The following is a 24,901-nucleotide window of genomic DNA, read 5'->3' on the forward strand; positions in this document are numbered from 1 at the left end:
GCCGCGCCCGCTCGTCGAGGCGGCGCGGAACGCGAGGAGTTCCGGGAGGCGGCTCCGCTTCGCATCGATGGAAATTTCAGTCGTTGTCTCGGACAACGGGGGCGAAGGTGTCGAAGCGCTTGACGGCCCAAGGACACGGCGAAGGATGGGAGCGCTTCCAGACGCCTGGGCCGGTCGCCGCCGCCGCGGTGGCGGGCTCGGTGCGTTCCGCCACCCGAAGCTCGAAGGAGCCCTATGCGGTACCGCACAACCACCCTCGCGGTGGCCGGCGGCCTGCTGCCGACCTCGGCACAGGCCGCCGCGGGCTGTCAGGTCACGTACACCACCAACGACTGGAGCAGCGGCTCCGGCCAGGGCGGGTTCACCGCCAACGTCACGGCCGCCAGCATGTCGTACAACGGCGCGCTCGCCGGCGGCGCCAGCACCAGTATCGGCTTCAACGGCATCAAGGATCACCTCGCGGGAGTTTCGTCATGAGGCGCACACTCTTCGCCGGCGCGGCCGCGCTGCTCGCGGCCGCCGGCACGTTCACGTTCGTGCTGACCCGGGCCGAGGCGGCGACGCAGACGCTGCAGTCCCTCGCGGCGGCGAACGGACGGTACTTCGGCTCCGCCACCGACAACCCGGAGCTGACCGACACCGCCTACACCGCGATCCTCGGCGGCGGCGAGTTCGGCCAGACCACGCCGGGCAACTCGATGAAGTGGGACACCACCGAGCCGACCCGCAACGCCTTCAGCTTCACCAAGGGCGACGCGGTCGTGACCTTCGCGCAAGCGCACAACATGAAGGTCCGCGGGCACACGCTGCTGTGGCACAACCAGCTGCCCGGCTGGGTCTCGCAGCTGCCGGCCACCGAGGTCCAGGCGGCGATGGAGAACCACATCACCGCGGTCGCCACGCACTTCCGCGGCAAGGTCTTCGCCTGGGACGTCGTCAACGAGCCCTTCAACGACGACGGCACGTTCCGCTCCACGTCGCCGTTCTACGCCGCGATGGGCACCGACTACATCGCCGCCGCGTTCCGCACCGCCCGCGCGGCGGACCCGGACGCGAAGCTGTACATCAACGACTACAACACCGACGGCCTGGGCGCCAAGGCCGACGCGATGTACAACCTGGTCAAGACGCTCAAGTCCCAGGGCGTGCCGATCGACGGGGTGGGCTTCCAGGCGCACCTGGCGATCCAGTACGGCTTCCCGTCGCAGATGCAGCAGAACCTGCAGCGCTTCGCCGACCTCGGCGTCGACGTGGCGATCACCGAGCTGGACGTGCGCATGGTCCTGCCGCGGGACTCGACGAAGGACGCCACCCAGGCGACCTACTACAGCAACGTGGTGAAGGCCTGCGTGGCGGTGACCCGCTGCGTCGGCATCACGATCTGGGACTACACCGACAAGTACTCGTGGGTGCCGAGCACGTTCTCCGGCCAGGGCGCGGCGCTGCCGTGGGACGAGAACCTGCAGCAGAAGCCGACGGCGTACAACGCGATCGTGACCGCCCTGGGCGGGACCGTCTCGTCGCCCTCGCCGTCGGTCTCGTCGGCGTCGCCGTCGCCGAGCCGCTCGGTCTCGCCCTCGCCCAGCGCCTCGTCCAGCCCGCCGCCGGCGGGGTCGTGCACGGCGACGTACAAGATCGTCGGCAGCTGGCCGGGCGGGTTCCAGGGCGAGGTGAACGTGACCGGCAAGACCGGCTGGACCGTCACCTGGACCTTCGCCAACGGCCAGACGATCAGCCAGCTGTGGGGCGGGACCGTCACGCAGTCGGGCGCTTCGGTCACGGTCAAGCCGGCCTCGTGGAACGCCACGCCGCCGGCGACGTTCGGGTTCCTCGCCTCGTGGAACGGTACCAATGCGATCCCGGCGGTGAGCTGCTCCTGACGCGATGCTCCGAGGACCCCGGTGCGGCAGGCCCGGGGCCCTCGGAGCCGCGGTGATCCAGATCTAGGCCGGCGCCTCGGTGCCGGTGTAGTCGGGCAGCGGCAGCGGGCGGCCGGTGAGGAAGCCGACGATCGCCTCGCGGTACACCCGGGGCTGCTCGAACTCGATGACATGGCCGGCGTCAGGGATCCACAACATCCGGGCGCCCGGGATCGTCTCACGGTACTCGCGGGCGATCTCCCACCGCTTGTAGTCGCACTGTCCACGCAGGACGAGCGCCGGCACGCTCACCCTGCGCAGTGCCGGACGCGGGTCCGGGCGCGTGTCCTGGTCCGCGGAGGTGAGCTGGTTGACGTAGAAGCCGGGCCGGGCCGAAGGCGCCGTCACCGGGCGGTCCGGGTGGCAGGTGGCGGCCGGGGCGGCAACCGACAGCAGACGGTCGAAGACCGCGTCCAGCTCGGCGTCCGGCACCAGGGCGTGGGCCGCGCGCGGGTTGACGCCCATGAGCACCGACCACGCGGCGAGCTTCGGGCTCGCCTCCAGCTCGTCGACCTGTGCCTGTTGCGCCGGCGTGAGGCGGTCCCAGATGTCGCCCTCGCCGCTGTCGCGCCACTGCGGGGTCCATATCGCGCCGGGGGAGACGAACACTGCGGCGGCCACGTGCTCCGGGTGCGCGGCGAGGTACTCAGCGGCGAGCGTGGCGCCCCACGAGCCGCCGACGAGGACGACACGTTCGGCGCCGAGCCGCTGCCGTACCGCTTCCAGATCCGCGAGCTGCCGGTCCACCGTGTACCCCGTCGGGTCGGCGAGGCGGGTCGACGCGCCGCCGCCGAGCTGGTCGTAGGCGTACACGTCGAATCCCTCCGCGGCCAGTGCGGCACCGAGGTCGCCGGGACCGTCGCCCGGTGTGCCGGGGCCGCCGTGCAGCAGCACGACCGGTGTGTCGCGACGGGGACCCTGCGCCTTCACCGCGGTGTACGCCAGCCGCGAGCCGGTCGGCAGTTCCCAGAACTGGCTCGGCTCGGCGGCTGGGAGCGACCCCAGGGACGGGCCGAACGTGTACAGGCCGGCGCTCACGGTCAGCAGCAGCGCGACGGCGACGACCGCGCCGCCGGGCCGCGGACCGAGCCGCCCGAGCCGCGCGCCGAGCAGCGCGACCAGCGCGGCGCCGACCAGCGCGAGCAGGGACAGGACCGGCGGGACGTCGCTCACCAGGGCGCCGGCGACGAACGCGGCGGCCGCCACCGGGAGCGCCAGCAGCAAGCCGAGCGCGGGGAACAGGAATTTCCTCATGTGCGCAAGCCTCGCCGCCGGCGCGGTCGGCGCGCGTCGCTCGCGACGGCTCCGGTCGCTCCCCCTGCGAGGGGACCGCCGCTCCACCCGTGGCAGGACGGCCTACCCTGGCCCTCGTGGAGACGCGCAGGCCGGACAGGCGCTGGGGCTGGATCGCCGTCGACGTCGTGCTGGCGTACCTGTCGGCGGTGATCCCGGTCGGGCCGTCGGACGTCACCGCGTCGGTGCTCGACGGCCCCGTCGTGGTGCGGGCCGCTGCGGTCGTGTGGTTCCTCGCGATCGCGCTTCGCCGGCTCGCGCCGGTGGCGGCCCTGGCCGGCGGCGCGGCGGCGACGGTCGCGGTCGCGCTCACCGGGCACCCGGTCACCAACCTGTCGCTCGCGACTGCGCTCGCCGTCACGATGGTCGTGCAGACCCGGCCGCGGCGACGGGCGCTCGCCGTCACGATACCGCCGGTCGCGGTGGCCCTCACCGCGCTGGCGTTCGCGGCCGACAATGTGTCGACGGTCGTCATCGCCACGTTCGTGCACGGCGCCGCGTGGCTCACCGGGGAGGTCGGCCGGGGCCGGTGGGAGGCGCAGCTCGCGCGGCACGACCTCGCCGTCGCGAACGAGCGGGCACGGCTCACCCGGGAGTTGCACGACGCCGTCGGTCACGCCGTCACCGTGATGGTGACGCACGCCGGCGCGGCTCGGCTGAGCCTCGGCGCGGGCAACCCCGCCGTCGCCGGGGCGCTCGCGGACATCGAGGACGTCGGCCGCCGGGCGATGACCGACCTGGAACGGATCCTCGGGCTGCTGGAGGCGGCGCCGGTCGCGTTGACCGACTCGGTGCGATCGCTGGTGGCCGCATTGCCCGCATCGGTACCGGTGAGCGTCGACCTCGGCGGGGACCTGGACGGGCTGTCGCCGCCGGTGGCGGACACCGTGCACCGGATCGTTCAGGAGTCGCTCACCAACGTGCTGCGGCACGCCGCGCCGACGACGGCAACCGTCCGGGTGCGGCGGGAGGGCGGCGCGGTGCACGTCGAGGTGCGCGACGAGGGCGCCGGACCCGGCCAGGCCACCGAGGCCGGCACGGCAACCGGGCGGGGGCTCGCCGGGATGGCGCAGCGGGTGCGGCTCGTCGGCGGGGTCGTCGCCGCCGGACCCGACGGCGACCGGGGCTGGCGCGTCGCGGCGGAGATTCCGGCATGACCGAATCCGCCGTGATCCGGGTGCTCATCGCCGAGGACGAGCACCTCATGCGGACCGGCCTGCGGATGATGCTGCAGACCCAGGAGGACCTCGTCATCGTCGGCGAGGCGGCCGACGGCCGCGAGGCCGTGCACCTCGCCCAGCGGCATCGGCCCGACCTGGTGCTCATGGACGTGCGGATGCCGGACCTCGACGGCATCGCCGCCACCGCGGAGATCTGCCGGTCCACCGCGGCCAAGGTGCTGGTCCTGACGACCTTCGAGGTCGACGAATACGTTTTCTCGGCGGTACGGGCGGGAGCCAGCGGCTTTCTGCTCAAGCGCACCCCGCCCGAGGTGCTGCTGGACGGCATCCGTGCGGTGGCGGCCGGCGACGCGATGCTCGGCCCGTCCGTCACCCGCCGCCTGCTGACCGAGTTCGCCCGGGCTGTGCCGGGGCAGCCGGACCCGCAGGTTCGGCGGCGCATCGACCGCCTCACCGACCGGGAACGTGAGGTGCTCACCCTGCTCGCCCGGGGCCGCTCCAACGCCGAGATCTCCGCGGCGCTGCACGTCGGCGAGGCGACCACGAAGACCCACGTCAAGCACGTGCTCGAGAAGCTCGAACTGCGCGACCGCATCCACGCCGTGGTGTTCGCGTTCGACCACGGCTTGGTCCGTCCGGGCGGCGCCTGACGCGGTTCGATCGGACCGTCTAGACGGGCGCGGGGAGTATCGCGATCAGCTGGGTCGGGGGCTCCAGCGCGTCGACGATCGTGTCGCCCTCCAGCCACAGGCCGCCGGCGCGGCAGACAAGAGCGGCGGCTGCCTCGACCGGGCACGGCAGGAGAGCCCCGCAGGCGCCGCAGCGGGAGGGGTCGTCGGGGTCGCGTTCGAGGTGCTTGGTCTGCAGTTCCGCGGCCGTGGTGACCAGGACGCTGTCGGGATCGAGGTGCAGCATGCCAACGATCGTGCGGGCGCCGCGGCCCGGGCCGATCGCACGAAACGGGTGATCCGGGGCTTTCACCCCCGGACCACCCGAATCTCGGTCAGCGGCTGGGGCGGCCGCTCCCCGGGCACTCGCCCGCACCGGGGCCGGCGCCGTCGGGCTGGTGCGACGGTGTCGGGGAGCCGGCGTTCACGTGCACGCGGGCGCCGCACTCGGGGCAGCGGCTGATGGCCTGGGTCCGCGTCGACATCGCTCCACCCTTCCGGCATCGCTCGGATCTCACCGGTACTCATGCCCCGGGTCCGGCGCGCCGGAAACATGTCAGCCGCCGGCGAGGACCAGCATCTGCTTGATGAGCTGGGTGCGCGACATCTGTACCCGCTCCGCCAGCTGCTTCACCGTCGTGTTCTGGCCCGTCGTGGCCAGTTGCTGGGCCAGCTCCACCGCGTTGTGCTGGTGGGCGACGAGCAGGTTCAGGAACTTCGTCTCGAAATCGGTGCCGGTCGCGTCCTGCAGCGCCTTGATCTCCTCCGGGCCGGTCGCGGGGCGCCCGCCGTGCGCGGCGTGGCCGGCCGGGTCGGTGATCTCGGTCTGCGGCACGTTCCAGGCCTTGAGCCAGCGCTGCATGCTGCGCACCTCCTCGGCCTCGGTGACGTCGATGGCCCCGGCCAGGTCGATGACCTCCTGGCGGACCGCCTTGCGCTCGCCCATCTTGATCATCTGCAGGCCCTGCTGCTGATGGGCGATCATCATCTGCAGGAACATCACGTCGAAGTCGTTGTGCGGGCCGTCGGCGGTGACCGCGTCGGCCTCGGCGATGCCCTCGACGGCGGCCGGGACGCTCGGCAGTTCGGCCGTCCCGCCGCAGCCGCCGAGCAGCAGCGCGGCGGCTGCCAGGGCGAGGATCAGGCGCCTCATACCGGCAGCCAGAGGGCGAGGGTGTAGATCGGCTCCCACGTGTAGATCGAGCGGTGGGACTGGCGGCACTGGTAGCGCTTGCCCTGGTACGTCACCACGTCACCGACGTTGTACTGCGTGTCGGCGGCCCAGTCGGTGCTCGCCCCGGTCGTCGTCGTGGTCGCGGTGGGGGACTTGGACGGGGACTTCGTCGGGGCGGGGGTCGTCGGCGCCTTCGTCGGGGACCTGGTGGGCGTCGGGGCCGGGGTCGAGCCGCCGGAGCCGACCTGCACGTCGATGCAGTTGTAGAAGGCGTTGGCCGTGTCCGCGATGTTCCAGATCGCCAGGATCTTCTGGCGGCCGCTGTATCCGGCCAGGCTCACCTGGTGCGACACCGTGGCCGCCGGCTGCCGGCCGCCGTCGTCGAACTGCGCGATGCGCTTGTCGCCGATGTAGTACTCCCACGTGCTCGTCGCGTGCCGCGCCGTCAGCACCCAGTTGAACGTCACCGACGTGCCCACCGGGGTCGCCGGCCAGTTGCGGCCGTCGTCGCTCAGCACCGCGAACTGCGACTTGCCGCCGTCGCAGCTGCGCAGCCCCTTCGGCCCCTCCACGCTCTGCGGCTCGTACTGGATCGGACCGCAGTCGGCGACCTTTCCCTGGGCGCACAATGCCTGCCGGCTCGGCGGTGACGACACGTATCCGTGGGCCGACGCCGGGTCGGCAAAGACCAGAGAACCTGCCGCCGCACCCAGGGCGACCAGCGGATAGAGCACTGTTCTGCGCATTGTCGGACACCATTCTCTCGGGTACTCAAAAATTAACGGAACGGCGCTTAACGAGCCCTCTTGCGTTTTTCAAATCCGGACTAACGCGTTTTTATGGTGTCGTTAATCGGGCGGGGGATGGCATGATCACGCCCATGTCCCTCTCCGCCGTGCTGCGCACCGCGCAGGTCGCCCGCGTGCTCGCCGCCAGCTGCGTGGGCCGGCTGCCGCTGGGGGCCGCGCCCGTGGCCCTGCTGCTGTACGCGCGGGAGAGCTTCTCCATCGCCGCCGCCGGCCTGCTCGTCGGCGTCTACACGGCCGGCCTCGCGGTCGGCGGCCCGGTCCTGGCCCGCATCGCCGACCGCCTGCGCCAGCCGCCGGTCATGCTCGCCGGCGCCGCCGTGTCCACGCTCGGCTTCGTCGTCCTCGTGCAGGGCGTGCCGCTGTGGGCGGCCCTGTGCTCGGCGCTTTTGGCGGGCCTGGGCGCCCCGCCGTTCGAGGCCGGCCTGCGGGTGCTCTGGCGCGACCTGCTGGACGAGGAGCAGGTGCCGACGGCGTACACGCTCGACATCGCCGTGCAGGAGCTCATCTTCATCTTCGGGCCGCTCGTCGCCGGGACCGCGGTCGCGCTCGGCGGCGGGGGCGCCGGGGTGTACGCGACCGCCGGCTTCCAGCTCGTCGGCACGCTCTGGTTCGTCTCGACGCCGATCGTGCGCGGGTGGCGGGGCGAGCGGGCCGAGCGGCACTGGGCCGGTGCCCTGCGTTCGGGTCCCCTGCGGCTGCTGCTGACCGCCGTCGTGCTGGTCGGTGCCGGGGTCGGCAGCCTGCCCGTCGCCCTGCTCGACTACGCCGAGAGCGTCGGGCATCGCTCCTGGTCCAGCTGGCTGCTCGCGGCGCAGGCGTTCGGCGCGCTCATCGGCGGCCTGGCCAACACCCGGATCCGGGTGCCGGGGCGGCGGCTGCCCCTGGTCGCGCTCCTGCTCGGGCTCGGGTACGTCCCGATGCTCCTCACGCCGCCCTCCGCCTTCGCCATGGGGCCGCTGGTCGTGCTGTGCGGGCTGTCGCTGCCGCCGCTGCTGGCCGCTGCCTTCATGACCGTGGACCGGATCGCGCCGGCCGGCACCGCGGCCGAGGCCTTCGCGTGGGTCGCCACGGCGTTCTCGGTCGGCGCGGCGGCGGGCGCGGCCCTGGACGGGGTGATCCTGGACGCCGCTTCGTCCACGCGCGCCGGCTTCATCCTGCCGCCGGTCGTGATTCTGCTCGCAGTGCCGTGGCTGCGGCCGGTGGCCCGCGGGGAGGCGCGATAAATCAGGGATGTCGCGTTTGTTCAAGACGGGCGGGCGGTCGTACGGAATCTTGGGCGGCATGGAAAAGCACACGTTGTTGCCGGCCGCCGCGCCGGTGCTGCTCGAGATCGTCGATCGGATCGAGCCGTCCGACCTTGACCGGCCCACGCCCTGCGGGGAGTGGGACGTGCGGGGTCTGGTGGCGCACCTGCTGGAGTGGGGGCCGCCGCTGGAAGGGGCCGCGCGCAAGGAGTCGGTACCGCCCGGGGCCGTCCATGACTCGCTGCGGACCCAGGTCTCGCGGCTGGCCTCCGCGTGGGGCGAGCCGGCGGCGTGGGCGGGGATGACGTCGATGGGCTCGATCGAGCTGCCCGCGGACCTGGTCGGCGGGATGGTGCTCGGGGAGTTCGTGCTGCACGGATGGGATCTGGCCCGGGCCCTCGGCGCGCCGATCGGGTTCGACGACGAGGTGCTGCGGCTGACGTACGCCGAGGTCGAGCGCTCCGCCGATCAGGGGCGCACGATGGGCGTCTACGGGCCCGAGGTCGGTGTGCCGCAGGACGCCGCGCTGTTCGACCGCGTGCTGGCGCTCAGCGGCCGCGATCCGCTCTGGAAGCCCTGACGGTCACGACGTCGGCCGGCGGCGGCGGGTCCGGGCCGCGGGCTCGACGCCGCTGAAGGTCTCCACCACCGTGCAGGGGTCGCTGAGCGGGTCGTGCTCGTCGATGGCCACCGCGACGGTGCGCAGCAGCTCGCGGAAGCGGGCGCGGTCGTCCTCCGGCAGCGCCCCGATCACGCGGTCCTCGATGTGGCGCAGCTTGCGCTGCAGGTCGCACAGGGCCGCGCGGCCGGCCGGGGTGGCGAAGATCTGGCGGGCGCGGCGGTCGCTCGGGTCGGGGCGGCGCTCGATGAGACCGGCCTTCTCGAGGTCGTCCAGAAGATACGTCATGACGGTCCGGTCGATGCCCAGCTTGTTGGCGAGCGCGAGCTGGGTGTGCGCCGCCCCGTCGACCGCGGAGGTGAGGACCTGGTAGCCGCGCGGGCCGCCGGGCATGTCGGCGATCACCGACTGGGCGCCCTTGGCGTAGGCCCGCAGGAGCACGCCCAGCGCCCACCCGAGGTCCGACTGGAGGTCGACGTGGGTGTGAGCGGGGCTCTGCGGCGCCTGCGTCATGCAGCAATGATAAGCAGCTCACTCACTCTTGCCACAAGATGTTCTGCGATGCAGACTTTCTGCGTTGCCACTGGACATCGTGGAGGTACCGCAAATGCATCTCTTTCGCCTCGATGCGAGCATCCGCACGACCGGCTCGGTGAGCCGCGCGCTCGCCGACACCGCCGAGCAGGCCTGGCTCGCCGAGCACCCGGACGCGGTCGTGACCCGCCGTGATCTGGTCGCCGATCCGCTCCCGGCCGACCTGTGGCCGAAGGCGGTCCTGTCCGCGCTCGACCCGTCGGCCCCGCCGGTGCCGCAGGCGCAGGCCGTGGTCGAGCGCCTGTCGGCGGAGCTGCTGGACGCGGACGCGTACGTGTTCGCGGTTCCGCTGTACAACTGGGGCGTCCCCGCCCACTTCAAGACCTGGATCGACGTGGTCCTGCTGAACCAGGCGTTCGGCGCGGCGGGCGACCGTCCGCTGGCGGGCCGCCCGGCGGTGCTGGCGATGAGCCGGGGCGGCGGTTACGGCCCGGGCACGCCGAAGGAGGGGTGGGACCACAACTCGCCATACCTCAAGCGCGTCCTGGCCGAGGTTCTCCACCTGGACGTGCACGTGGCCGAGGCCGAGCTGACCCTGGCCGACGTGAACCCGGCGATGGCCCCGCTGCGTGGGCTGGCGGCGGACCTGCTCAAGGCCGGGCACGAGAGCGCCGCGGCGCACGGCCGCCGGGTCGCGGACCTGGTCCGCGCCTGACCGCCTCGGCTGCGGCGTCGCCCGCGTGCGGCCTTACGTCGGTGGGCGAAGGCCGTGCGCGGGCGCTGCGGGCCGGGAAGCCTGCGCCGGCCTGGTCAGCCCAGTGGGGGCAGGTTGTTGGTCAGCTCGATCGCCGTGTGGACCAGCGACTGCAGCCGCGCGGTCAGTGCCAGCAGGAGCTGATGTGCAGCCGGGCCCGCGTGGACGGCCGCCTCGCGTAGCGTCTCGATGTCGCCCTGGACCTGGCTCAGCTGGCCGGTCAGGTCGCCGGCGCCGCGTCCCAGGGCGCCGGCCATGTCGGCCAGCGAGACCCCGTTGGCCTCCAGCACCTTGATCGCCGCGATACGCTCGATGCAGGAGGCGTCGTAGAGCCGGAAGTTTCCGGCGGTGCGCTGGGTCGCCTCGATCAGGCCGAGTCCGGTGTAGAAGTCGACGGTGCGGGTCGACACGCCGGCGAGATTAGCGAGCTCCCCGATCCGCAGCAGTCTTGACACGATCCAACCCTACAGTGCCGCGTGCTAGTGTGCCCGCCATGGTCTTCCGGAGCCTGCGCCGCGCCGCCCTCGGCGTGGGCGGGCCGACCGTCGACACGGTACTAGACAATCCTGTGACGCGCCCGGGCGAGTCGCTCGCCGGAGCGGTGCGTCTCATCGGCGGCGAGCGCGACGTCGAGATCGAGCAGATCGTCCTGACCCTCGTGACCAGGGACGGGACGCGGACCGTGGAGCTGGCGCGGCAGACGATCGCGGGCGGGTTCCGGCTGGACGCGAGGACGGCACATGCCGTACCGATGGAAATTGCGCTTCCGCTGGCCACTCCCGTGACGCATGTGTATGGCGAGCGGGTCCCCGGCCTGGCCGTCGGGGTGCGCACGGACCTCGAGGTCGCGTTCGCCGTCGACCCGGGCGACCTGGACTTCGTGGCCGTGCACCCGCTACCGGCCGAGGCGGCCGCGCTGGAGGCGCTGCGGGAACTGGGGTTCCGGTTCAACTCGGCCGACGTGTCACAGGTGTTCGATTTCTGGGTCGCGCCGCAGTATCAGCAGATCGCCACCGAAATTGCTGTCGGCTTCACGACCGGCGCGGACTTCGTGGAGCTGGTGCTCGACGGCCGGGTGCGCACCCGCCACGACCGGCGCGAACGCGTCGACTGGGCGGCCGAGGTCGACCGGCTGATGCGACAGATCGGGCAGATCTGACGATTGACCTCGACCCGGACCGGGCCAGGGATTCGATCGGCCGACACGGTACCGTTAGCGGCACAAGGGTTGACAGCAGTTGCCTACGGACGTGGGAGGCGGGGCATGCGAGAGCTCGTCGTGGTGGGTGTGCGAGCGCAGACCTGGCAGAGCCGTCCCGTGGTCCTGCTCAAGGACGAACCCACGGGCCGGCACCTGCAGCTGCCCGTCGAGGGCGGCCCCCGCAGCATGGACGAGCCGATCAGCGCGGAGCTGTTCCAGCGCGCGCTGACCGCGCTGAACGCGCCGCTGCGGGCGATCGAGGTGGTGGCCGCGCACGGGCCGTTCCAGCTGGTGCTGGGGCCCGGCATCCGGGTGCCGGCGGCGCCGCTGGAGGCGATCGCGCTGTCCCGGCACTGGGGCGTGCCGATCCTGACGACCGAGGAGCTGCTCAACTCGGCCTCGGTCGCCGCGCCGGAGGGTCCGACCCAGCCGCTGGACCTGACCGCGCACATGGAGAAGCTGCCGTCGGGCCGCGCCACGCTGCTGATCCGCAAGGGCGCCGAGGCCGGGGCCGAGTTCGCGCTGGACGGCGAGGTCGTGCGCTGCGGCCGCGACTCGGCCAACCAGATCGTGCTCGACGACAACACGGTCTCGCGCAAGCACGTCGAGTTCCACCGCAACAGCGGCGGCTTCGGCTACTCGATGCTGGACCTGGGCAGCCTGAACGGGACCTACGTCAACGGCGAGCGGGTCAAGAGCGCCACGCTCAACGACGGCGACGAGGTCCAGGTCGGCAAGTTCATGCTGATCTATCAGCTGCGGTAGGCGAGCTCACCAGCTCGACGGCTCGAAGTCCTTGAGGAAGCAGCCGTACAGGTCCTCGCCGCGCTCGCCGCGCACGATCGGGTCGTAGACCCGCGCGGCGCCGTCGGTGAGGTCCAGCGGCGCGTGGAAGCCCTCCTCGTGCAGGCGCATCTTCTGCGGGTGCGGCCGCTCGTCGGTGATCCAGCCGGTGTCGACGGCGGTCATGAGGATCCCGTCGCCGAGCATCTCCTCGGCGCTGGTGCGCGTGAGCATGTTCAGCGCGGCCTTGGCCATGTTGGTGTGCGGGTGCCCGGGCCCCTTGTACCGGCGGCTGAACTGCCCCTCCATGGCGGAGACGTTCACGACGTACTTCCGGCGCGCCTTCGCGGCCGCGAGGGCCGGACGCAGCCGCGAGACCAGGATGAACGGCGCGGTCACGTTGCACAGCTGCACCTCGAGCAGCTCCAGCGGATCGACCTCCTCGACGGTCTGCACCCAGCTGTTGCTGTCGGCGAGGTCCGGCACCAGTCCGCCGGCGTCGATCGCGGTCAGCGCCGCGATCCGCTCGGGCGTCGTGTTGCGGCTGGTGAGCGCGAGCGCGGTCAGCGCGTCCGGCGGGATCAGCGTCGGCGCGACCCCGGCCGCAAGCGTCAGCTCCGCGTGCGGGTCCGCCTTGTGGAAGGTGACGACGTCCGGCATCGGCCCGTCGAGCACGAGCGGCGCGGACTCGGCCGCGACCAGGTGCGAGTACGACCCGGCGGTCCGCTTCACCGTCTGCGCCGCGTTGTTGATGAGGATGTCGAGCGGCCCCTGCGCCGCCACGTCGTCGGCGAGCGCCGCCACCTGCGCGGGGTCGCGCAGGTCGATCCCGACGATCCGCAGCCGGTGCAGCCAGTCGGCGCTGTCGGGCATCGCGGAGAACCGCCGCACGGCATCGTTCGGGAACCGCGTGGTGATCGTCGTGTGCGCGCCGTCGCGCAGCAGCCGCAGCGCGATGTACATGCCGATCTTCGCCCGCCCGCCGGTGAGCAGCGCCCGCCGCCCGGTGAGGTCGGTCCGCTGGTCCCGCCGCTCCCGGTTGAGCCTCGCGCAGGGCGGGCAGAGCTGGTGGTAGAACGCGTCCACGTCGACGTATCGCGTCTTGCACGTGTAGCACGACCGTGGCCGCAGCAGCCGCCCGGCGGACGCCCCGGCGGTCGGCGAGACCAGCGCGATCCCCTGCGTCTCGTCGTCGATCCGCCCCGGCGCCCCGGTCGCGGTGGCCTCGGTGACGATCCGGTCGTTCTCGGTGACGGCGGCCCGCCGCTCGCTGCGCCGCTGCCGCTTGACATGCTTGTAGAGGTGCGAGGTGGCCCGCCGCACGAGCAGCACGTCGGGGTGCTCGGGCGGCAGCTCCTGCAGCTCCTCGAACACGGCGAGGCAGATCGCCAGCCGCTCGGGGTCGATGCCGGGCCGTTCGTCAGTCAGGGCAGGGTCGTGCGGGGTCACCCCGGAACTGTACGCAACGCCCCCGCCACCACACCAAACAGAAACGGGCCCGGGACGGCCCCATTGCCGCCCGGACCCGCTGCTGAGCGGCGCCGCCGTCCCCCGTTGCGCACCCGGCGACCCCGCGTCGTTCTCGTGACCGCCTCAGTAAAGCGCGCCTTCTCTGACAAATCCGGCATATCCGCTTAAGTCCCTCTTAGGGGGTTGTGGGTCGTTGGTCTCTTGCAGTGGTGGCCGCTCGGGCACACTGTCGGCGCCTGGCAAGATGGCGCAGATGCGCGACCGCCGAGAACTGGCCGGAGCGTGGGCGAGGTTCCAGAGCCACGGGTTCGCCCCGGCCGCCGAGGGGCTGACCGGCGTGGTGGCGCGCTACTGGTGGGCCCGCTGGGATCTGCGCGGCCAGCCGGACTACTCGCAGTTGATCGTGCCGTACCCGAACATGCAGCTCACCTTCGGCACTGCCGATCCGCCCATGGTTCGGGGCGCCTACCGGGGCCGGGTCCGCAGGGTCCTTGCCGGGCAGGGCGCGGTGCTCGGTGTGACGTTCCGCGCGGGCGTCTTCCGCCGCTACCTCGACGCCCCGGTCGACTCGATCACCGACCGCTCGGTGCCCGCGGGGTTGATCTTCGGCCCGGCTCTGCCCAGCCCGGACGTTGCTGCTCTTTTGGGGGATATGTCGGCTATGGTGGGATCTTTGCCGGATGTCCGAGCGTTGGTCGGTGGCCTCGAGGCCCACCTGCTCGCCGGCCTCCCCGCCGCCGATCCCGTGGGCGACGAGGTGGCGGCCTGGGTCGCCGAGATCGCCGCGAGCCCGGACGTCAGGCGGGTGGATCAGGCCGCGGCGAGGTTTGGGGTGGGGGAGCGCCGGCTTCAGCGCCTGTTCGCTGAACACGTTGGTGTGGGCCCGAAATGGGTGATTCGCCGTTTCCGTCTTCATGAGGTGACCGAGCGGATGGCCGCTCGGGTCCGGACCGAGCCGATCGTGTGGGCCGCCCTGGCCGCGGACCTGGGCTATGCGGACCAGGCTCACCTGGTGCGCGACTTCACCACCATGTTCGGCGAGCCCCCGACGACTTACGCCGCCCGATACTGAGCTGGTGGCCGCGCCGGCCTGGTGCGAGCCAAGGAGCACCACGGCCCGGCCGGGCAGGAGCGGGGGAGCGGCTGACTGCGCGCTGGACGGGGTGCGGGGGTGTCGCAGCGCTGATGGGGTGGGATCGGATGCGGAGTGGGGCCCTGGTCGAGGCGAGATCAGGGGTGCGAGGGGCGGGGTGCTGGCAGCGGCGCGATCGGGGTGCGGGGCGCTGGTTGGCGGTTTCAGGGTGTGGGGGCGGGGCGCTGGTCGAGGCGGGATCAAGGTGCGGGAGGCAGCGCGGAGCAGGGTGCGGGCGCCGGGGAGCTGGCCCGGGTGGGCTCAGGGTGCGAGGGGCGGGGCGCTGGCAGCGGCGCGATCGGGGTGCGGGGCGCTGGTCGGCGGTTTCAGGGCGTGCGGGCGGGGCGCTGGTCGAGGCGGGATCAAGGTGCGGGAGGCAGAGCGCGGAGCAGGGTGCGGGCGCCGGGGAGCTGACCCAGGCGGGTTCAGGGTGCGGGAGGCAGAACGCGGAGCAGGGTGCGGACGCCTGGGAGCTGACCCGGATGGGCTCAGGGTGCGAGGGGCGGGTGCTGGTCGAGGTGGGAGCCGGGGTGCGGGGCGGGGCGGGGTGCGGGTGCCGGGGAGCTGGGGCGGGGCGCTGGCCGGGACGGGATCAGGTGCGAGGGGCGGGCGCTGGCCGAGGTGGGACCAGGGGCGGGGCGCTGGCTGACGGGGTCGGGGTGCGGGAGCGGGGTGCTGGGCGGCGGGGGCGGGGTGCGGGCGCCTGAGGGGCGGGGTGGGCTTGGGGCTTGGAGCGGGGTGTGGGCGGCTGGGGCGACGGTTGGGGGCCGGGCGTGCTGAATGGGTGGGGGGTGGTGCACGACTGGCCGGTTGGGGGGCGTTGGTCGGGCGCGTAGGGTTGCGGGCGATGTCTGTGCTGCGTGTGGGTCTTGCCGGGGTTGTGGTGCTGGCGCTCTTCGGGGTGGGCGGCTGTGGGGGCGACGAGTCGGACTCGGGGTCGTCGGCGCCCGTTGTCCAGGCATCGCAGGGGCGGCAGGTGGAGCAGTCGGCGTCGGCGGCCGGTGGTGGGGACGCCGGGCTGGCGCCCGAGAGTAGTGGTGGCGCGACCAAGCATGCGTTCCCGCTGCAGGGGAAGGGCTCCTACTCGCACGACCATCACGATTATCCGGCCAGCGACATCATCGCCAACTGTGGTCTGAACGCCCTCTCGCCGGTCGACGGCACTGTGCTGGAGGTGGCTCGGGTCGACACTTGGGCGGCCAAGGTCAACGAGGGATCGTCGCGCGGGGGGCTGTCGGTCTCGATTCTTGGCAATGACGGGGCGCGCTACTACATGTCGCACTTCTCCTCGATCAACGAGGGGATCGAGGCGGGCACGGCGGTCCAGGCCGGTCAGCCGGTGGCCAAGGTGGGCCGCACCGGTGACGCCAGCGCCTGCCACATCCACTTCGGCCTGTCCCCGGCGTGCGCCAAGACCGGCGACTGGTGGACCAGGCGGGGCGTGATCTGGCCCTGGTCGTATCTGGACGCGTGGAAGGCCGGCAAGGAGAAGTCACCGGTCGCCGAGCTGGAGGCCTGGCAGAAGCAGCACGGCTGCCCGGCGAAGGCCGGCCTCGACCCGTGATCGTCGGCGCCGCGGGCGAGTCGCCGCGCGTGTAGCCTCGCGATCGGTGGGTAGTCCGTCATTCGTACTCGAGGCAGAACGGGTGGCCGGACGGGTCGCTGTAGACGCGGAAGCCGGACTCCCTCGTCGAGAGTAGCTGGGCGCCCATCCGCAGGACCTTGGCCTCGGCCGCGTCGATGTCGTCCACCCAGATGTCCAGGTGCAGCTGCTGCGGATAGTTGGGGTCCGGCCACTGCGGCGGGATGTGGTTGGGCGCGTGCTGGAAGCTGATCCGGCTCGCCCCGTCGCCGATGTCGATCCAGTCGCCGTCGACCCTGGTGATGGGCAGGTCGAGCAGCTCCGAATAGAACCGGGCCAGGGCGGCCGGGTCGGCGGTGTCCAGCACGACGGTGGAGAGTCTCGCAATCATCCCTCCATCGTGCCCTCCGGGTACGACAAAAAACGCTAGGCCCCCTGGGACTGGATGGCGGTGATCGCGACGGTGTTGACGATGTCCTTGACCGTCGCGCCGCGGGACAGGTCGTTCACCGGCTTGCGCAGGCCCTGCATGACTGGGCCGACCGCCACCGCGCCGGCCGAGCGCTGGACCGCCTTGTAGGTGTTGTTGCCGGTGTTGAGGTCCGGGAAGACGAAGACCGTGGCCTGCCCGGCGACCGGGCTGCCGGGCAGCTTCGTGGCGGCCACGGCGGGGTCGATCGCCGCGTCGTACTGGATCGGGCCCTCGACCGGCAGGTCCGGGCGGCGCTCGCGGACCAGGGCGGTGGCCTCGGCGACCTTGGTGACCTCGGCGCCGGAGCCGGAGGTGCCCGTGGAGTACGACAGCATCGCCACGCGCGGGGTGACGCCGAAGCGGGCCGCGGTGCCGGCCGAGGAGAGGGCGATGTCGGCCAGCTGGGCGGCGTCCGGGTCGGGGTTGACCGCGCAGTCGCCGTACACCAGCACGCGGTCGGGCAGCAGCATGAAGAACACGCTGGAGGCGACGCTCAGGCCGGGGACGGTCTTGATGATCTCGAACGCGGGGCGGATCGTCGCGGCGGTGGTGTGGGTGGCGCCGGAGACCATGCCGTCGGCGTGGCCGAGCTGGACCATGAGCGTGCCGAAGTACGACACGTCGGCCACCACGTCCCGCGCGAGGTCCAGCGTGACGCCCTTGTGGGCGCGCAGGTCACGGTAGAGCGCCGCGAACTCCTCGCGCAGCGGGCTGGTCACCGGGTCGACCAGCCGGGCGGCGCCGAGGTCGACGCTCAGGTCGCGCGCCTTGGCCCGGATCGTCGCGGGGTCGCCGAGCAGTGTCAGGTCGGCCACGCCCCGGCGCAACAGGATGTCCGCGGCGCGCAGGATCCGCTCCTCGGTGCCCTCCGGCAGCACCACCCGCCGACGGTCCACGCGGGCGCGGTCGATGAGGTCGTACTCGAACATCAGCGGCGTGACCCGCGACGACGCCGAGAGCTCCAGCACGTCGGCGAGGGCCACGGTGTCCACATTGGACTCGAATGCGCCCAGCGCCGCCTCGACCTTGCGCGGGTTGGCGGTCGACAGGCGGTGCTCCATCCGCGTGGAGTGCTCGATGGTGTCGTAGCTCGCGGTCGGCACCGAGAGCACGGCGAGCCCGGGGTTGAGCCGCTCGAAGAGTTCCAGCGCGGCCGGGTCGGGCGGGATGCCCAGCGTCAGCACGATCCCGGCGAGGGGCACCAGGCCGGAGGCGTGCGCCGCGCCGGCGGCCACGAGCAGGTCGGCCCGGTCGCCGGGGGTGATGAGCAGGCACTCCGGGGTCAGGTGGCTCAGCAGTGCGGGAACCTGCGCCGCGCCCACGACGTAGTCGAGCACGTCGCGGCCGAGTGCGGCCTCCCGGTCGCCGCCGGCGGTGACGACGCTCGCGCCGAGCTGGGCGGCGACCTCGGCCACGGTGGGCGCGCCGACGGTGGGCACCTCGGGAATCACGAAGCAGGGCACCGGCAGCTTCGGTGCGGCCACGGGACCCGGGGTCTTGTTGACGACGACGGCGGCGACGGTCGCGTCGAGGTCGGTCAGGGCGTGGTACGCCTGCCGGGCCATCGAGTCCAATGTGGACTCATCCGCGCCGGTGCCGTTGACGACCGACACGCACACCGCGCCGAACTCGTTGGCCAGCCGCGCGTTGAACGCGAGGTCGTCGTCGATGTCGGTGCCGATGACCACCACCGCGTCGTGGTGCTGGGCGAGCGGGCGGAACCGCTCGACGATCTGCCCGACGAGGTCCTCGTAGTGCCCGGCCGCGAGCGTCGCGGAGGCCTCCGGATACGTCACGCCGTAGAGACGATCATCCCCGATAGCGTATCGCGTGCGCAGCAATTCCAGCAGAACGTCCTGCGACGCGGGGGCGACGGGCCGGAAAACGCCGATCCGGGGAACCTTGCGGGACAACAGTTCGGCGAGTCCGAGAGCGACGGCCGACTTGCCGGAGTCGGGTCCGTGCTCCACGAGGTACACGATACGGGCCACGGCGTTAGTCTGCCTGGCATGATCCTGGTGCTCAACAGCGGCTCCTCGTCCGTGAAGTTTCGCGTCGTGGACCTCGCCGACCCGGCCGCGGGGGAGCGGGGCCTGATCGAGAAGATCGGGGAGCCGGGCGGTGTGCCCGACCATGCCGCCGCCCTCGAACAGGTGCTCGAGGGGCTCGGCGACGTCCCGATCGAGGCGGTCGGGCACCGCATCGTCCACGGCGGGGCGAAGTTCGCCGCGCCGGCCGTCGTCGACGACGAGGTCCTCGCCGTGCTGCGGGATCTCGTACCGCTGGCGCCGCTGCACAACCCCGGCGGCATCACCGGCATCGAGGCGGCCCGCGAGAAGCTGCCGTCGGTGCCGCACGTCGCCGTGTTCGACACCGCCTTCCACGCGACCATCCCGCCGGCCGCGGCGACGTATGCGATCGATCGGAGCCTCGCCGCGCGGTACGACATCCGGCGCTTCGGTTTTCACGGGACGTCGTGCGCCTATGTGGCCGGCCGCGCCGCGACCCTGCTGGGCCGGCCCCTGCAGGAGCTCAACCTCATCGTCCTGCACCTGGGCAACGGCGCCAGCGCCACGGCGGTGCGCGGCGGCCGCAGCGTCGACACGTCGATGGGCATGACCCCGCTGGAGGGCCTCGTCATGGGCACCCGCAGCGGCGACCTGGACCCGGCCGTCGGGACCTATCTGCACCGGGTCGCCGGCATGGACTTCGCCGCCGTCGACGACACCCTGCAGCGCCACGCGGGCCTGCTGGGTCTGGCCGGCGTGAACGACATGCGCACGGTCCTCGCGCGCCGCGCGGCCGGCGACGAGGCGGCGACGCTCGCGTTCGACGTGTACTGCCACCGCATCCGCAAGTACGTCGGCGCCTTCCACGCAGTCCTGGGCCGCCTGGACGCGATCGTGTTCACCGCGGGCGTCGGCGAGCACGCGCCGCCGGTCCGGGCCGCCTCGCTGGCGGGCCTGCAGACCTGGGGGATCGAGGTCGACGAGGCCCGCAACGCGGCGAACGAGCGCGTCATCAGCCCGGACGGGGCGCGGGTCGCGGTGTGCGTGGTGCCGACCGACGAGGAGCACGCGATCGCCGAGCAGACCGCGGCGCTCGTGCTCTGAGCGCGATCAGGCGGCGCCGACCGGGGTCCAGGCCGGGAACTTCGGCGCCCGCCCGTCGCCCGAGGAGCGGCCGCGCAGGCGGCGGCCGACCCAGGGCAGGACGTGCTCACGGTAGTAGCGGGCCTCGGCCAGCAGGCGGCGCGACGGGGCCGGGCCCGGGTCGAGCCGGTGAGCGGTCGTGGGGTGGCCGAGCGCGTCGAGCACCAGGCCCGCGACCCGGCGGTGGCCCTCGGCGTTGAGGTGCAGGCGGTCGCCGGACCAGTACGGCGCCCGGCGGATCTCCGCGTCGCCGAACACGTTCACGAACAGCACGTGGTCGTGGTGGTCGGCCAGCTCGCGGACCGCCGCGGAGAGCATCTCGCCCTTCTGCCGGATCACCTTGCCGAACGGCAGATGCTCCGACGGGTCCGCGCCGCTGAGCAGGAGCATCCGCACGCCGGCCGCCGAGGTGCGGCGGACCGCCTGCTCGGTCAGCTCCAGCAGGCGGTCCATGTCGGTGCCGCGGCGCATCATGTCGTTGCCGCCGCCGTTGAGCGACAGCATCGTCGGGGGCGGGTCCAGGGCCAGGGCGACGTCGAGCTGCTCGTCCAGGATCGGGCCGAGGAGCCGGCCGCGGATGGCGAAGTTGGCGTACTGCACCGTCTCGCCCGTCGCCGCCGCCAGCCCCTCGGCGACCAGGTCGGCCCAGCCGCGCGGGGTGCCGTCCGGCCGCTCGTCGCCCATGCCCTCGGTGAAACTGTCCCCGATCGCGACGTAACGCACGATTTGTCCGCCCTCCTTGACAACGTCAGCCCCAACATCATCCAGAAGCGGCCCGCGCGGCCAGGAGCGGGGCCCGGCCGCCATTTCGCATTGTCGTGTGCCAATGGCGGGAATGTCCGGCCTCGATCACCGCCAGCCGCGCGGGTGGGTGGCCGCGCGCGGGCCGCTGCCGCGCAGTGCGCCGCCGGCCGCCTCGGCGACGATGTCCGGCCTCGATCAGCGCCAGCCGCGCGGGTGGGTGGCCGCGCGTGGGCCGCTGCCGCGTAGTGCGCCGCCGGCCGCCTCGGCGAAGATGTCCGCCAGGGCGTCGAAGTCGTCGCGGACCAGGCCCGCGGTGATGCGGACGTGGTCGGAGTCGAGGTGGCTCACCTCGAACGGGGCGCCGGGCGCGACCGCGATGCCGTGGGCGGCCAGGGTCAGCATGGCGACCTGCTGGTTCGCCACCGCCATCCAGATGTTGATGCCGTCGGCGCCGGTGGCGGTGACCCCGCGGGCGTCGAGGGCGTCGAGCAGGGCGGTGCGGCGGCGGGCGTACTCGTCGCGGGCGTGGGCCACGTGACGTACGGTCGCGGGGTTGGTCAGAAGCTCGAGCAGGACGGCCTGCAGCAGCCGGCTCGACCAGCCCGGCCCCAGCAGGCGGCGGTCCGTGACCGCCGTGACGACCGCCGCGGGCCCGCCGATCGCCGCCAGGCGCAGGTCCGGGCCGTGGCTCTTGGAGAAGCTCACGACGTGGACGGTCCGCTCCGGCAGGCGCCGGCCGAGGCTCACCGGCGGGGCGGTCGCGATCGCGCCGGCGTGGTCGTCCTCGATCACGGTGACGCCGGGGTGGCGGGCCAGGATGCGGGCGAGCTTGTCGGCGCGGGCCGGGGTCATGCTCGCCCCGGTCGGGTTGTGGGCGCGTGGCTGCAGCAACAGCGCGACCGGCTCGCAGGAGGCCAGGGCGGCGGTGAGCGCGTCGGGGCGCACGCCGTGCCCGTCGATGCCGACGCCGACGACCGTCGCGCCGACGGTCTCCAGCAGGTCCAGGGTCGGCGGGAAGGCGGGGTCCTCGACGAGGACGTGGTCGCCGAAGCGGACCACGACGCCGGTGATGCGGTCCAGGGCGTCCATCGCGCCGTCGACGACGGTCAGCGCCTCGGGCGGGAACGGCCAGCGCTCGCGCAGCACCGCCTCCAGGCCGGGCAGCACGGCGTCGTCGAGGTACGACGTGGTGAGGCGGGCGTCGCCGATGCGCTTGAGGGCCTCGGTGAGGCTCGGCAGCAGGTCGTAGTCGGGCACGCCGGTGGAGTAGTCGCGCTGCAGCCCGCCCCGCAACTCGCTGACCCGGGCCCCGAGCTGGGCGTAGCGTAGGCGCTGGCGCGGCACCGCCGGGCCGGCGACGAACGTGCCGGAGCGACCGCGGGTCTGGATGGCGCCGGCGCGGGTCAGGCTGCGCCATGCCTCGCTCACCGTCGTCGGGCTGATGCCGAGCTCCCGGGCGACGTCGCGGACGGTCGGCAGGCGGGTGCCGGCGGGCAGCGTCCCGGCGGTCACCAGACGGCTGACGGCCGCGGCGATGCCCCGGGCGCTGCGGTCGTCCACCGCCCCGGTGATAAGTGCCAGCAAATTACATCTCCGAAACATTCTGTAACGCTCGGACGATTGTCCGCTTAGATTTGTGTCGTTAGTGTCCTACGGCATCCGACCCGGGATCAAGGTCACCTGATCCGGGTCGGCGAGCGCGAAGCCCAAAGCCGCCGCAAGACCCCGCAACCGGCCAATGTGGACCGATCCGAGAGGGGCAGTCATGACGGTCGTCCGCGCCGCCCTCGTCCAGACCAACTGGACGGGCGACAAGGAATCAATGATCAAGGCTCACGAGGACTACGCACGGCAGGCCGCCACCCAGGGCGCCAAGGTCATCTGTTTCCAGGAGCTGTTCTACGGCCCGTACTTCTGCCAGGTGCAGGACTCCGCCTACTACGACTACGCCGAGTCGATCCCCGGCCCGACCACCGAGCGCTTCCAGGCCCTCGCCGCCGAACTCGGCATGGTCATGATCCTGCCGATGTACGAGCAGGAGCAGCCCGGCGTGCTCTACAACACCGCCGCCGTCGTGGACGCGGACGGCAACTACCTGGGCAAGTATCGCAAGAACCACATCCCCCAGGTGAAGGGCTTCTGGGAGAAGTTCTACTTCCGCCCCGGCAACCTCGGCTACCCCGTCTTCGACACCGCCGTGGGCAAGGTCGGCGTCTACATCTGCTACGACCGGCACTTCCCGGAGGGCTGGCGCGCGCTCGGCCTGGGCGGTGCCCAGATCGTGTTCAACCCGTCGGCGACCAGCCGGGGCCTGTCGGCCTATCTGTGGAAGCTGGAGCAGCCGGCCAGCGCCGTGGCCAACGAGTACTTCATCGGCGCGATCAACCGCACCGGCATCGAGGAGCTCGGCGACAACGACTTCTACGGCAGCAGTTACTTCGTCGACCCCGAGGGCAGGTTCGTCGGGGAGGTCGGTGACGCGCACAACCCCGAGCTGATCGTCCGCGACCTCGACCTGGACCTGCTCGCCACGGTCCGTGCCCGCTGGCAGTTCTACCGCGACCGCCGTCCCGACGCCTACGGGGAGCTGGTGCAGCCGTGAGCGAGCGGTTCGCAGCGAAGGGGCGCCTTTTCTGGGTCGATCCTCGCGAAGCCTCATCGAGCCAGAATGGGCGGCGCCTTTTCTGGGTCGATCCTCGGCGGAGCGGCCGCTCACCGCGAATCCCGGGCTTTGAGCGCTGCCGGAGCGAAGCGGAGGTAGCGCGATGATGCTGATCAAGGGCGGGACCGTGATCGGGCCGCAGGGTGCGATCCCGGGTGACGTCCTCGTCGTCGGCGAGAAGATCTCCGCCGTGTTCATGCCCGGCGACGGGCCGCAGGAGGGTGACTTCGAGGTCATCGACGCGACCGGGAAGTTCGTCATCCCCGGTGCCGTGGACGCCCACACCCACATGGAGATGCCGTTCGGCGGCACCAAGGCCTCCGACACGTTCGACACCGGCACCCGGGCCGCCGCGTTCGGCGGCACCACCACGATCATCGACTTCGCCATCCAGCGCTACGGCGAGGTGGTCCAGGACGGCCTTGCCGCGTGGCACGCCAAGACCGAGGGCGAGTGCCATATCGACTACGCCTTCCACATGATCCTCGGCGGCGTCGACGACGACTCGCTCAAGGCGATGGACCAGCTCGTGGCGGGCGAGGGGATCACCAGCTTCAAGCTTTTCATGGCGTACCCCGGCGTGTTCTACAGCGACGACGGGCAGATCCTGCGCGCGATGCAGAAGGCCCGCGACAACGGTGCCATGATCATGATGCACGCCGAGAACGGGCCCGCCATCGACGTGCTCGTCAAGCAGGCGCTCCAGCGCGGCGAGACCGACCCGATCCACCACGGCATCACCCGCCCCGAGGCGCTGGAGGCCGAGGCGACCAGCCGGGCGATCTGGCTGGCGAGCGTGGCCGCGGACTGCCCGCTCTACATCGTCCACCTCTCGGCCTCCAAGGCCCTGGAGCAGGTCGCCGCCGCCCGGGACGTCGGCCGTAACGTGTTCGCCGAGACCTGCCCGCAGTATCTGTACCTCACCCTGGAGGAGCAGCTCGGCGCGCCCGGATTCGAGGGCGCGAAGTGGGTCTGCTCGACGCCGCTGCGCAGCGGCAAGGAGAGTCACCGCGCCGACCTGTGGCGGGGCCTGCGCAGCAACGACCTGTCCGTCGTCTCCACCGACCACTGCCCCTTCTGCTTCAAGGACCAGAAGGAGATGGGCATCGGCGACTTCTCGAAGATCCCCAACGGCATCGGCAGCGTCGAGCACCGCGTCGACCTGCTCTACCAGGGCGTCGTCGACGGCAAGCTGTCGCTGGCCCGGTGGGTCGAGACGATCGCCACCACCCCGGCGCGCATGTTCGGCCTGTTCCCGCGCAAGGGCATCATCGCGCCCGGCTCCGACGCCGACATCGTGCTCTACGACCCGGCGGCCCGCACCCGCATCGGCGTCGAGACGCACCACATGAACATGGACTACTCGGCCTGGGAGGGTTTCGAGGTGGCCGGCAAGGTCGACACCGTCGTCTCCCGCGGCACCGTGATCGTGTCCGGCGACGCGTACCACGGCACCAAGGGCCACGGACGGTTCATCCGCCGCGGACTGTCCGACTACCTTTTGTAAG

The 24,901-nt window shown here is 72.3% G+C and carries 26 protein-coding genes; 14 read left to right on the forward strand and 12 right to left on the reverse strand.

The window, feature by feature from the left end; all coding sequences use genetic code 11:
• Positions 1 to 234: 234 nt before the first annotated feature.
• Both ACQPY0_RS13420 and ACQPY0_RS13425 read left to right on the forward strand, forming a co-directional pair.
• Entirely contained in the window at positions 235 to 477 is a 243-nt protein-coding gene (locus ACQPY0_RS13420; protein WP_432988467.1) for a hypothetical protein, read from the forward strand.
• Positions 474 to 1,880 carry an endo-1,4-beta-xylanase gene (locus ACQPY0_RS13425; protein WP_432988469.1) on the forward strand — a complete coding sequence of 469 codons (1,407 nt, stop codon included), beginning with the start codon at positions 474 to 476 and terminating at the stop codon, positions 1,878 to 1,880. Before ACQPY0_RS13420 ends, ACQPY0_RS13425 begins: the two co-directional genes overlap by 4 nt.
• Before the next feature lie 63 nt (positions 1,881 to 1,943).
• Here ACQPY0_RS13425 and ACQPY0_RS13430 read toward each other — a convergent pair whose 3' ends face one another.
• A complete protein-coding gene (locus ACQPY0_RS13430; RefSeq protein WP_432988471.1) occupies positions 1,944 to 3,173 on the reverse strand; it encodes an alpha/beta fold hydrolase in 1,230 nt (409 codons plus the stop codon).
• A 116-nt stretch (positions 3,174 to 3,289) separates the two neighbouring features.
• Here ACQPY0_RS13430 and ACQPY0_RS13435 point away from each other — a divergent pair, with 116 nt between their 5' ends.
• Positions 3,290 to 4,369, forward strand: a complete 1,080-nt coding sequence (locus tag ACQPY0_RS13435) for a sensor histidine kinase (protein ID WP_432988473.1) — start codon at positions 3,290 to 3,292, stop codon at positions 4,367 to 4,369.
• Complete coding sequence (locus ACQPY0_RS13440; RefSeq protein ID WP_432988475.1) at positions 4,366 to 5,043, forward strand: response regulator; 678 nt, start codon at positions 4,366 to 4,368, stop codon at positions 5,041 to 5,043. The genes ACQPY0_RS13435 and ACQPY0_RS13440 overlap by 4 nt, the downstream gene beginning before the upstream one ends.
• A 19-nt stretch (positions 5,044 to 5,062) precedes the next feature.
• Here the strand turns inward: ACQPY0_RS13440 and ACQPY0_RS13445 are convergent, their stop codons facing one another.
• From ACQPY0_RS13445 to ACQPY0_RS13460, 4 genes are all read right to left on the reverse strand, one after another.
• Positions 5,063 to 5,308, reverse strand: a complete 246-nt coding sequence (locus tag ACQPY0_RS13445; RefSeq protein WP_432988477.1) for a hypothetical protein — start codon at positions 5,306 to 5,308, stop codon at positions 5,063 to 5,065.
• A gap of 88 nt (positions 5,309 to 5,396) precedes the next feature.
• On the reverse strand, positions 5,397 to 5,546 hold the full coding sequence (locus tag ACQPY0_RS13450) for a hypothetical protein (protein WP_432988479.1): 150 nt from the start codon (positions 5,544 to 5,546) through the stop codon (positions 5,397 to 5,399).
• A gap of 71 nt (positions 5,547 to 5,617) precedes the next feature.
• Positions 5,618 to 6,214, reverse strand: a complete 597-nt coding sequence (locus ACQPY0_RS13455; RefSeq protein ID WP_432988481.1) for a DUF305 domain-containing protein — start codon at positions 6,212 to 6,214, stop codon at positions 5,618 to 5,620.
• Complete coding sequence (locus ACQPY0_RS13460) at positions 6,211 to 6,981, reverse strand: lytic polysaccharide monooxygenase (RefSeq protein WP_432988483.1); 771 nt, start codon at positions 6,979 to 6,981, stop codon at positions 6,211 to 6,213. Before ACQPY0_RS13460 ends, ACQPY0_RS13455 begins: the two co-directional genes overlap by 4 nt.
• A 134-nt stretch (positions 6,982 to 7,115) precedes the next feature.
• Between ACQPY0_RS13460 and ACQPY0_RS13465 the strand changes: the two genes are divergently transcribed.
• Positions 7,116 to 8,267: an MFS transporter gene (locus ACQPY0_RS13465; RefSeq protein ID WP_432988485.1), complete on the forward strand. Its 1,152-nt coding sequence runs from the start codon at positions 7,116 to 7,118 to the stop codon at positions 8,265 to 8,267.
• 58 nt (positions 8,268 to 8,325) lie between these two features.
• Entirely contained in the window at positions 8,326 to 8,868 is a 543-nt protein-coding gene (locus ACQPY0_RS13470) for a TIGR03086 family metal-binding protein (protein ID WP_432988487.1), read from the forward strand.
• 3 nt (positions 8,869 to 8,871) lie between these two features.
• Here the strand turns inward: ACQPY0_RS13470 and ACQPY0_RS13475 are convergent, their stop codons facing one another.
• Positions 8,872 to 9,420, reverse strand: a complete 549-nt coding sequence (locus ACQPY0_RS13475; protein ID WP_432988489.1) for a MarR family winged helix-turn-helix transcriptional regulator — start codon at positions 9,418 to 9,420, stop codon at positions 8,872 to 8,874.
• 94 nt (positions 9,421 to 9,514) lie between these two features.
• Here ACQPY0_RS13475 and ACQPY0_RS13480 point away from each other — a divergent pair, with 94 nt between their 5' ends.
• Positions 9,515 to 10,156 (forward strand): FMN-dependent NADH-azoreductase, encoded by a 642-nt coding sequence (locus ACQPY0_RS13480; protein WP_432988491.1) that lies wholly within the window; start codon positions 9,515 to 9,517, stop codon positions 10,154 to 10,156.
• 95 nt (positions 10,157 to 10,251) lie between these two features.
• Here ACQPY0_RS13480 and ACQPY0_RS13485 read toward each other — a convergent pair whose 3' ends face one another.
• Positions 10,252 to 10,650, reverse strand: a complete 399-nt coding sequence (locus ACQPY0_RS13485) for a MerR family transcriptional regulator (RefSeq protein ID WP_432988493.1) — start codon at positions 10,648 to 10,650, stop codon at positions 10,252 to 10,254.
• Between the two features lie 38 nt (positions 10,651 to 10,688).
• Here ACQPY0_RS13485 and ACQPY0_RS13490 point away from each other — a divergent pair, with 38 nt between their 5' ends.
• Together ACQPY0_RS13490 and ACQPY0_RS13495 are read left to right on the forward strand one after the other, a co-directional pair.
• Positions 10,689 to 11,354: a sporulation protein gene (locus ACQPY0_RS13490; RefSeq protein ID WP_432988495.1), complete on the forward strand. Its 666-nt coding sequence runs from the start codon at positions 10,689 to 10,691 to the stop codon at positions 11,352 to 11,354.
• A gap of 105 nt (positions 11,355 to 11,459) precedes the next feature.
• The gene (locus ACQPY0_RS13495) at positions 11,460 to 12,161 is read left to right on the forward strand and encodes an FHA domain-containing protein (protein ID WP_432988497.1); all 702 of its coding nucleotides are present in this window, start codon (positions 11,460 to 11,462) and stop codon (positions 12,159 to 12,161) included.
• Positions 12,162 to 12,167: 6 nt separating this feature from the next.
• Here the strand turns inward: ACQPY0_RS13495 and ACQPY0_RS13500 are convergent, their stop codons facing one another.
• The gene (locus ACQPY0_RS13500) at positions 12,168 to 13,628 is read right to left on the reverse strand and encodes an SDR family NAD(P)-dependent oxidoreductase (RefSeq protein WP_432988499.1); all 1,461 of its coding nucleotides are present in this window, start codon (positions 13,626 to 13,628) and stop codon (positions 12,168 to 12,170) included.
• A gap of 358 nt (positions 13,629 to 13,986) precedes the next feature.
• Here ACQPY0_RS13500 and ACQPY0_RS13505 point away from each other — a divergent pair, with 358 nt between their 5' ends.
• Together ACQPY0_RS13505 and ACQPY0_RS13510 are read left to right on the forward strand one after the other, a co-directional pair.
• Positions 13,987 to 14,721, forward strand: a complete 735-nt coding sequence (locus ACQPY0_RS13505; protein WP_432988501.1) for a helix-turn-helix domain-containing protein — start codon at positions 13,987 to 13,989, stop codon at positions 14,719 to 14,721.
• A gap of 907 nt (positions 14,722 to 15,628) precedes the next feature.
• On the forward strand, positions 15,629 to 16,345 hold the full coding sequence (locus ACQPY0_RS13510) for a M23 family metallopeptidase (protein ID WP_432988503.1): 717 nt from the start codon (positions 15,629 to 15,631) through the stop codon (positions 16,343 to 16,345).
• A 58-nt stretch (positions 16,346 to 16,403) separates the two neighbouring features.
• On the opposite strand, the gene ACQPY0_RS13515 is transcribed toward ACQPY0_RS13510, so the two are convergent.
• Both ACQPY0_RS13515 and pta read right to left on the reverse strand, forming a co-directional pair.
• Positions 16,404 to 16,754, reverse strand: a complete 351-nt coding sequence (locus ACQPY0_RS13515; protein ID WP_432988505.1) for a VOC family protein — start codon at positions 16,752 to 16,754, stop codon at positions 16,404 to 16,406.
• A 35-nt stretch (positions 16,755 to 16,789) separates the two neighbouring features.
• Complete coding sequence (gene pta, locus ACQPY0_RS13520; RefSeq protein ID WP_432988507.1) at positions 16,790 to 18,826, reverse strand: phosphate acetyltransferase; 2,037 nt, start codon at positions 18,824 to 18,826, stop codon at positions 16,790 to 16,792.
• An 18-nt stretch (positions 18,827 to 18,844) separates the two neighbouring features.
• Between pta and ACQPY0_RS13525 the strand changes: the two genes are divergently transcribed.
• On the forward strand, positions 18,845 to 19,948 hold the full coding sequence (locus ACQPY0_RS13525) for an acetate/propionate family kinase (protein ID WP_432988509.1): 1,104 nt from the start codon (positions 18,845 to 18,847) through the stop codon (positions 19,946 to 19,948).
• A gap of 6 nt (positions 19,949 to 19,954) precedes the next feature.
• Here ACQPY0_RS13525 and ACQPY0_RS13530 read toward each other — a convergent pair whose 3' ends face one another.
• Both ACQPY0_RS13530 and ACQPY0_RS13535 read right to left on the reverse strand, forming a co-directional pair.
• Positions 19,955 to 20,710, reverse strand: coding sequence for an SGNH/GDSL hydrolase family protein (locus ACQPY0_RS13530; RefSeq protein WP_432988511.1), 756 nt, complete (start codon positions 20,708 to 20,710; stop codon positions 19,955 to 19,957).
• A gap of 216 nt (positions 20,711 to 20,926) precedes the next feature.
• Positions 20,927 to 22,291 (reverse strand): aminotransferase class I/II-fold pyridoxal phosphate-dependent enzyme, encoded by a 1,365-nt coding sequence (locus tag ACQPY0_RS13535; protein ID WP_432988513.1) that lies wholly within the window; start codon positions 22,289 to 22,291, stop codon positions 20,927 to 20,929.
• A gap of 205 nt (positions 22,292 to 22,496) precedes the next feature.
• On the opposite strand from ACQPY0_RS13535, the gene ACQPY0_RS13540 reads away from it, so the two are divergent.
• Positions 22,497 to 23,333 carry a nitrilase-related carbon-nitrogen hydrolase gene (locus ACQPY0_RS13540; protein ID WP_432988515.1) on the forward strand — a complete coding sequence of 279 codons (837 nt, stop codon included), beginning with the start codon at positions 22,497 to 22,499 and terminating at the stop codon, positions 23,331 to 23,333.
• A 163-nt stretch (positions 23,334 to 23,496) separates the two neighbouring features.
• Complete coding sequence (gene hydA / locus ACQPY0_RS13545) at positions 23,497 to 24,900, forward strand: dihydropyrimidinase (protein WP_432988517.1); 1,404 nt, start codon at positions 23,497 to 23,499, stop codon at positions 24,898 to 24,900.
• Position 24,901: the final 1 nt, after the last annotated feature.

It is taken from the genome of Dactylosporangium sp. CA-233914 (assembly GCF_050942935.1).
Taxonomy (GTDB): Bacteria; Actinomycetota; Actinomycetes; order Mycobacteriales; family Micromonosporaceae; genus Dactylosporangium.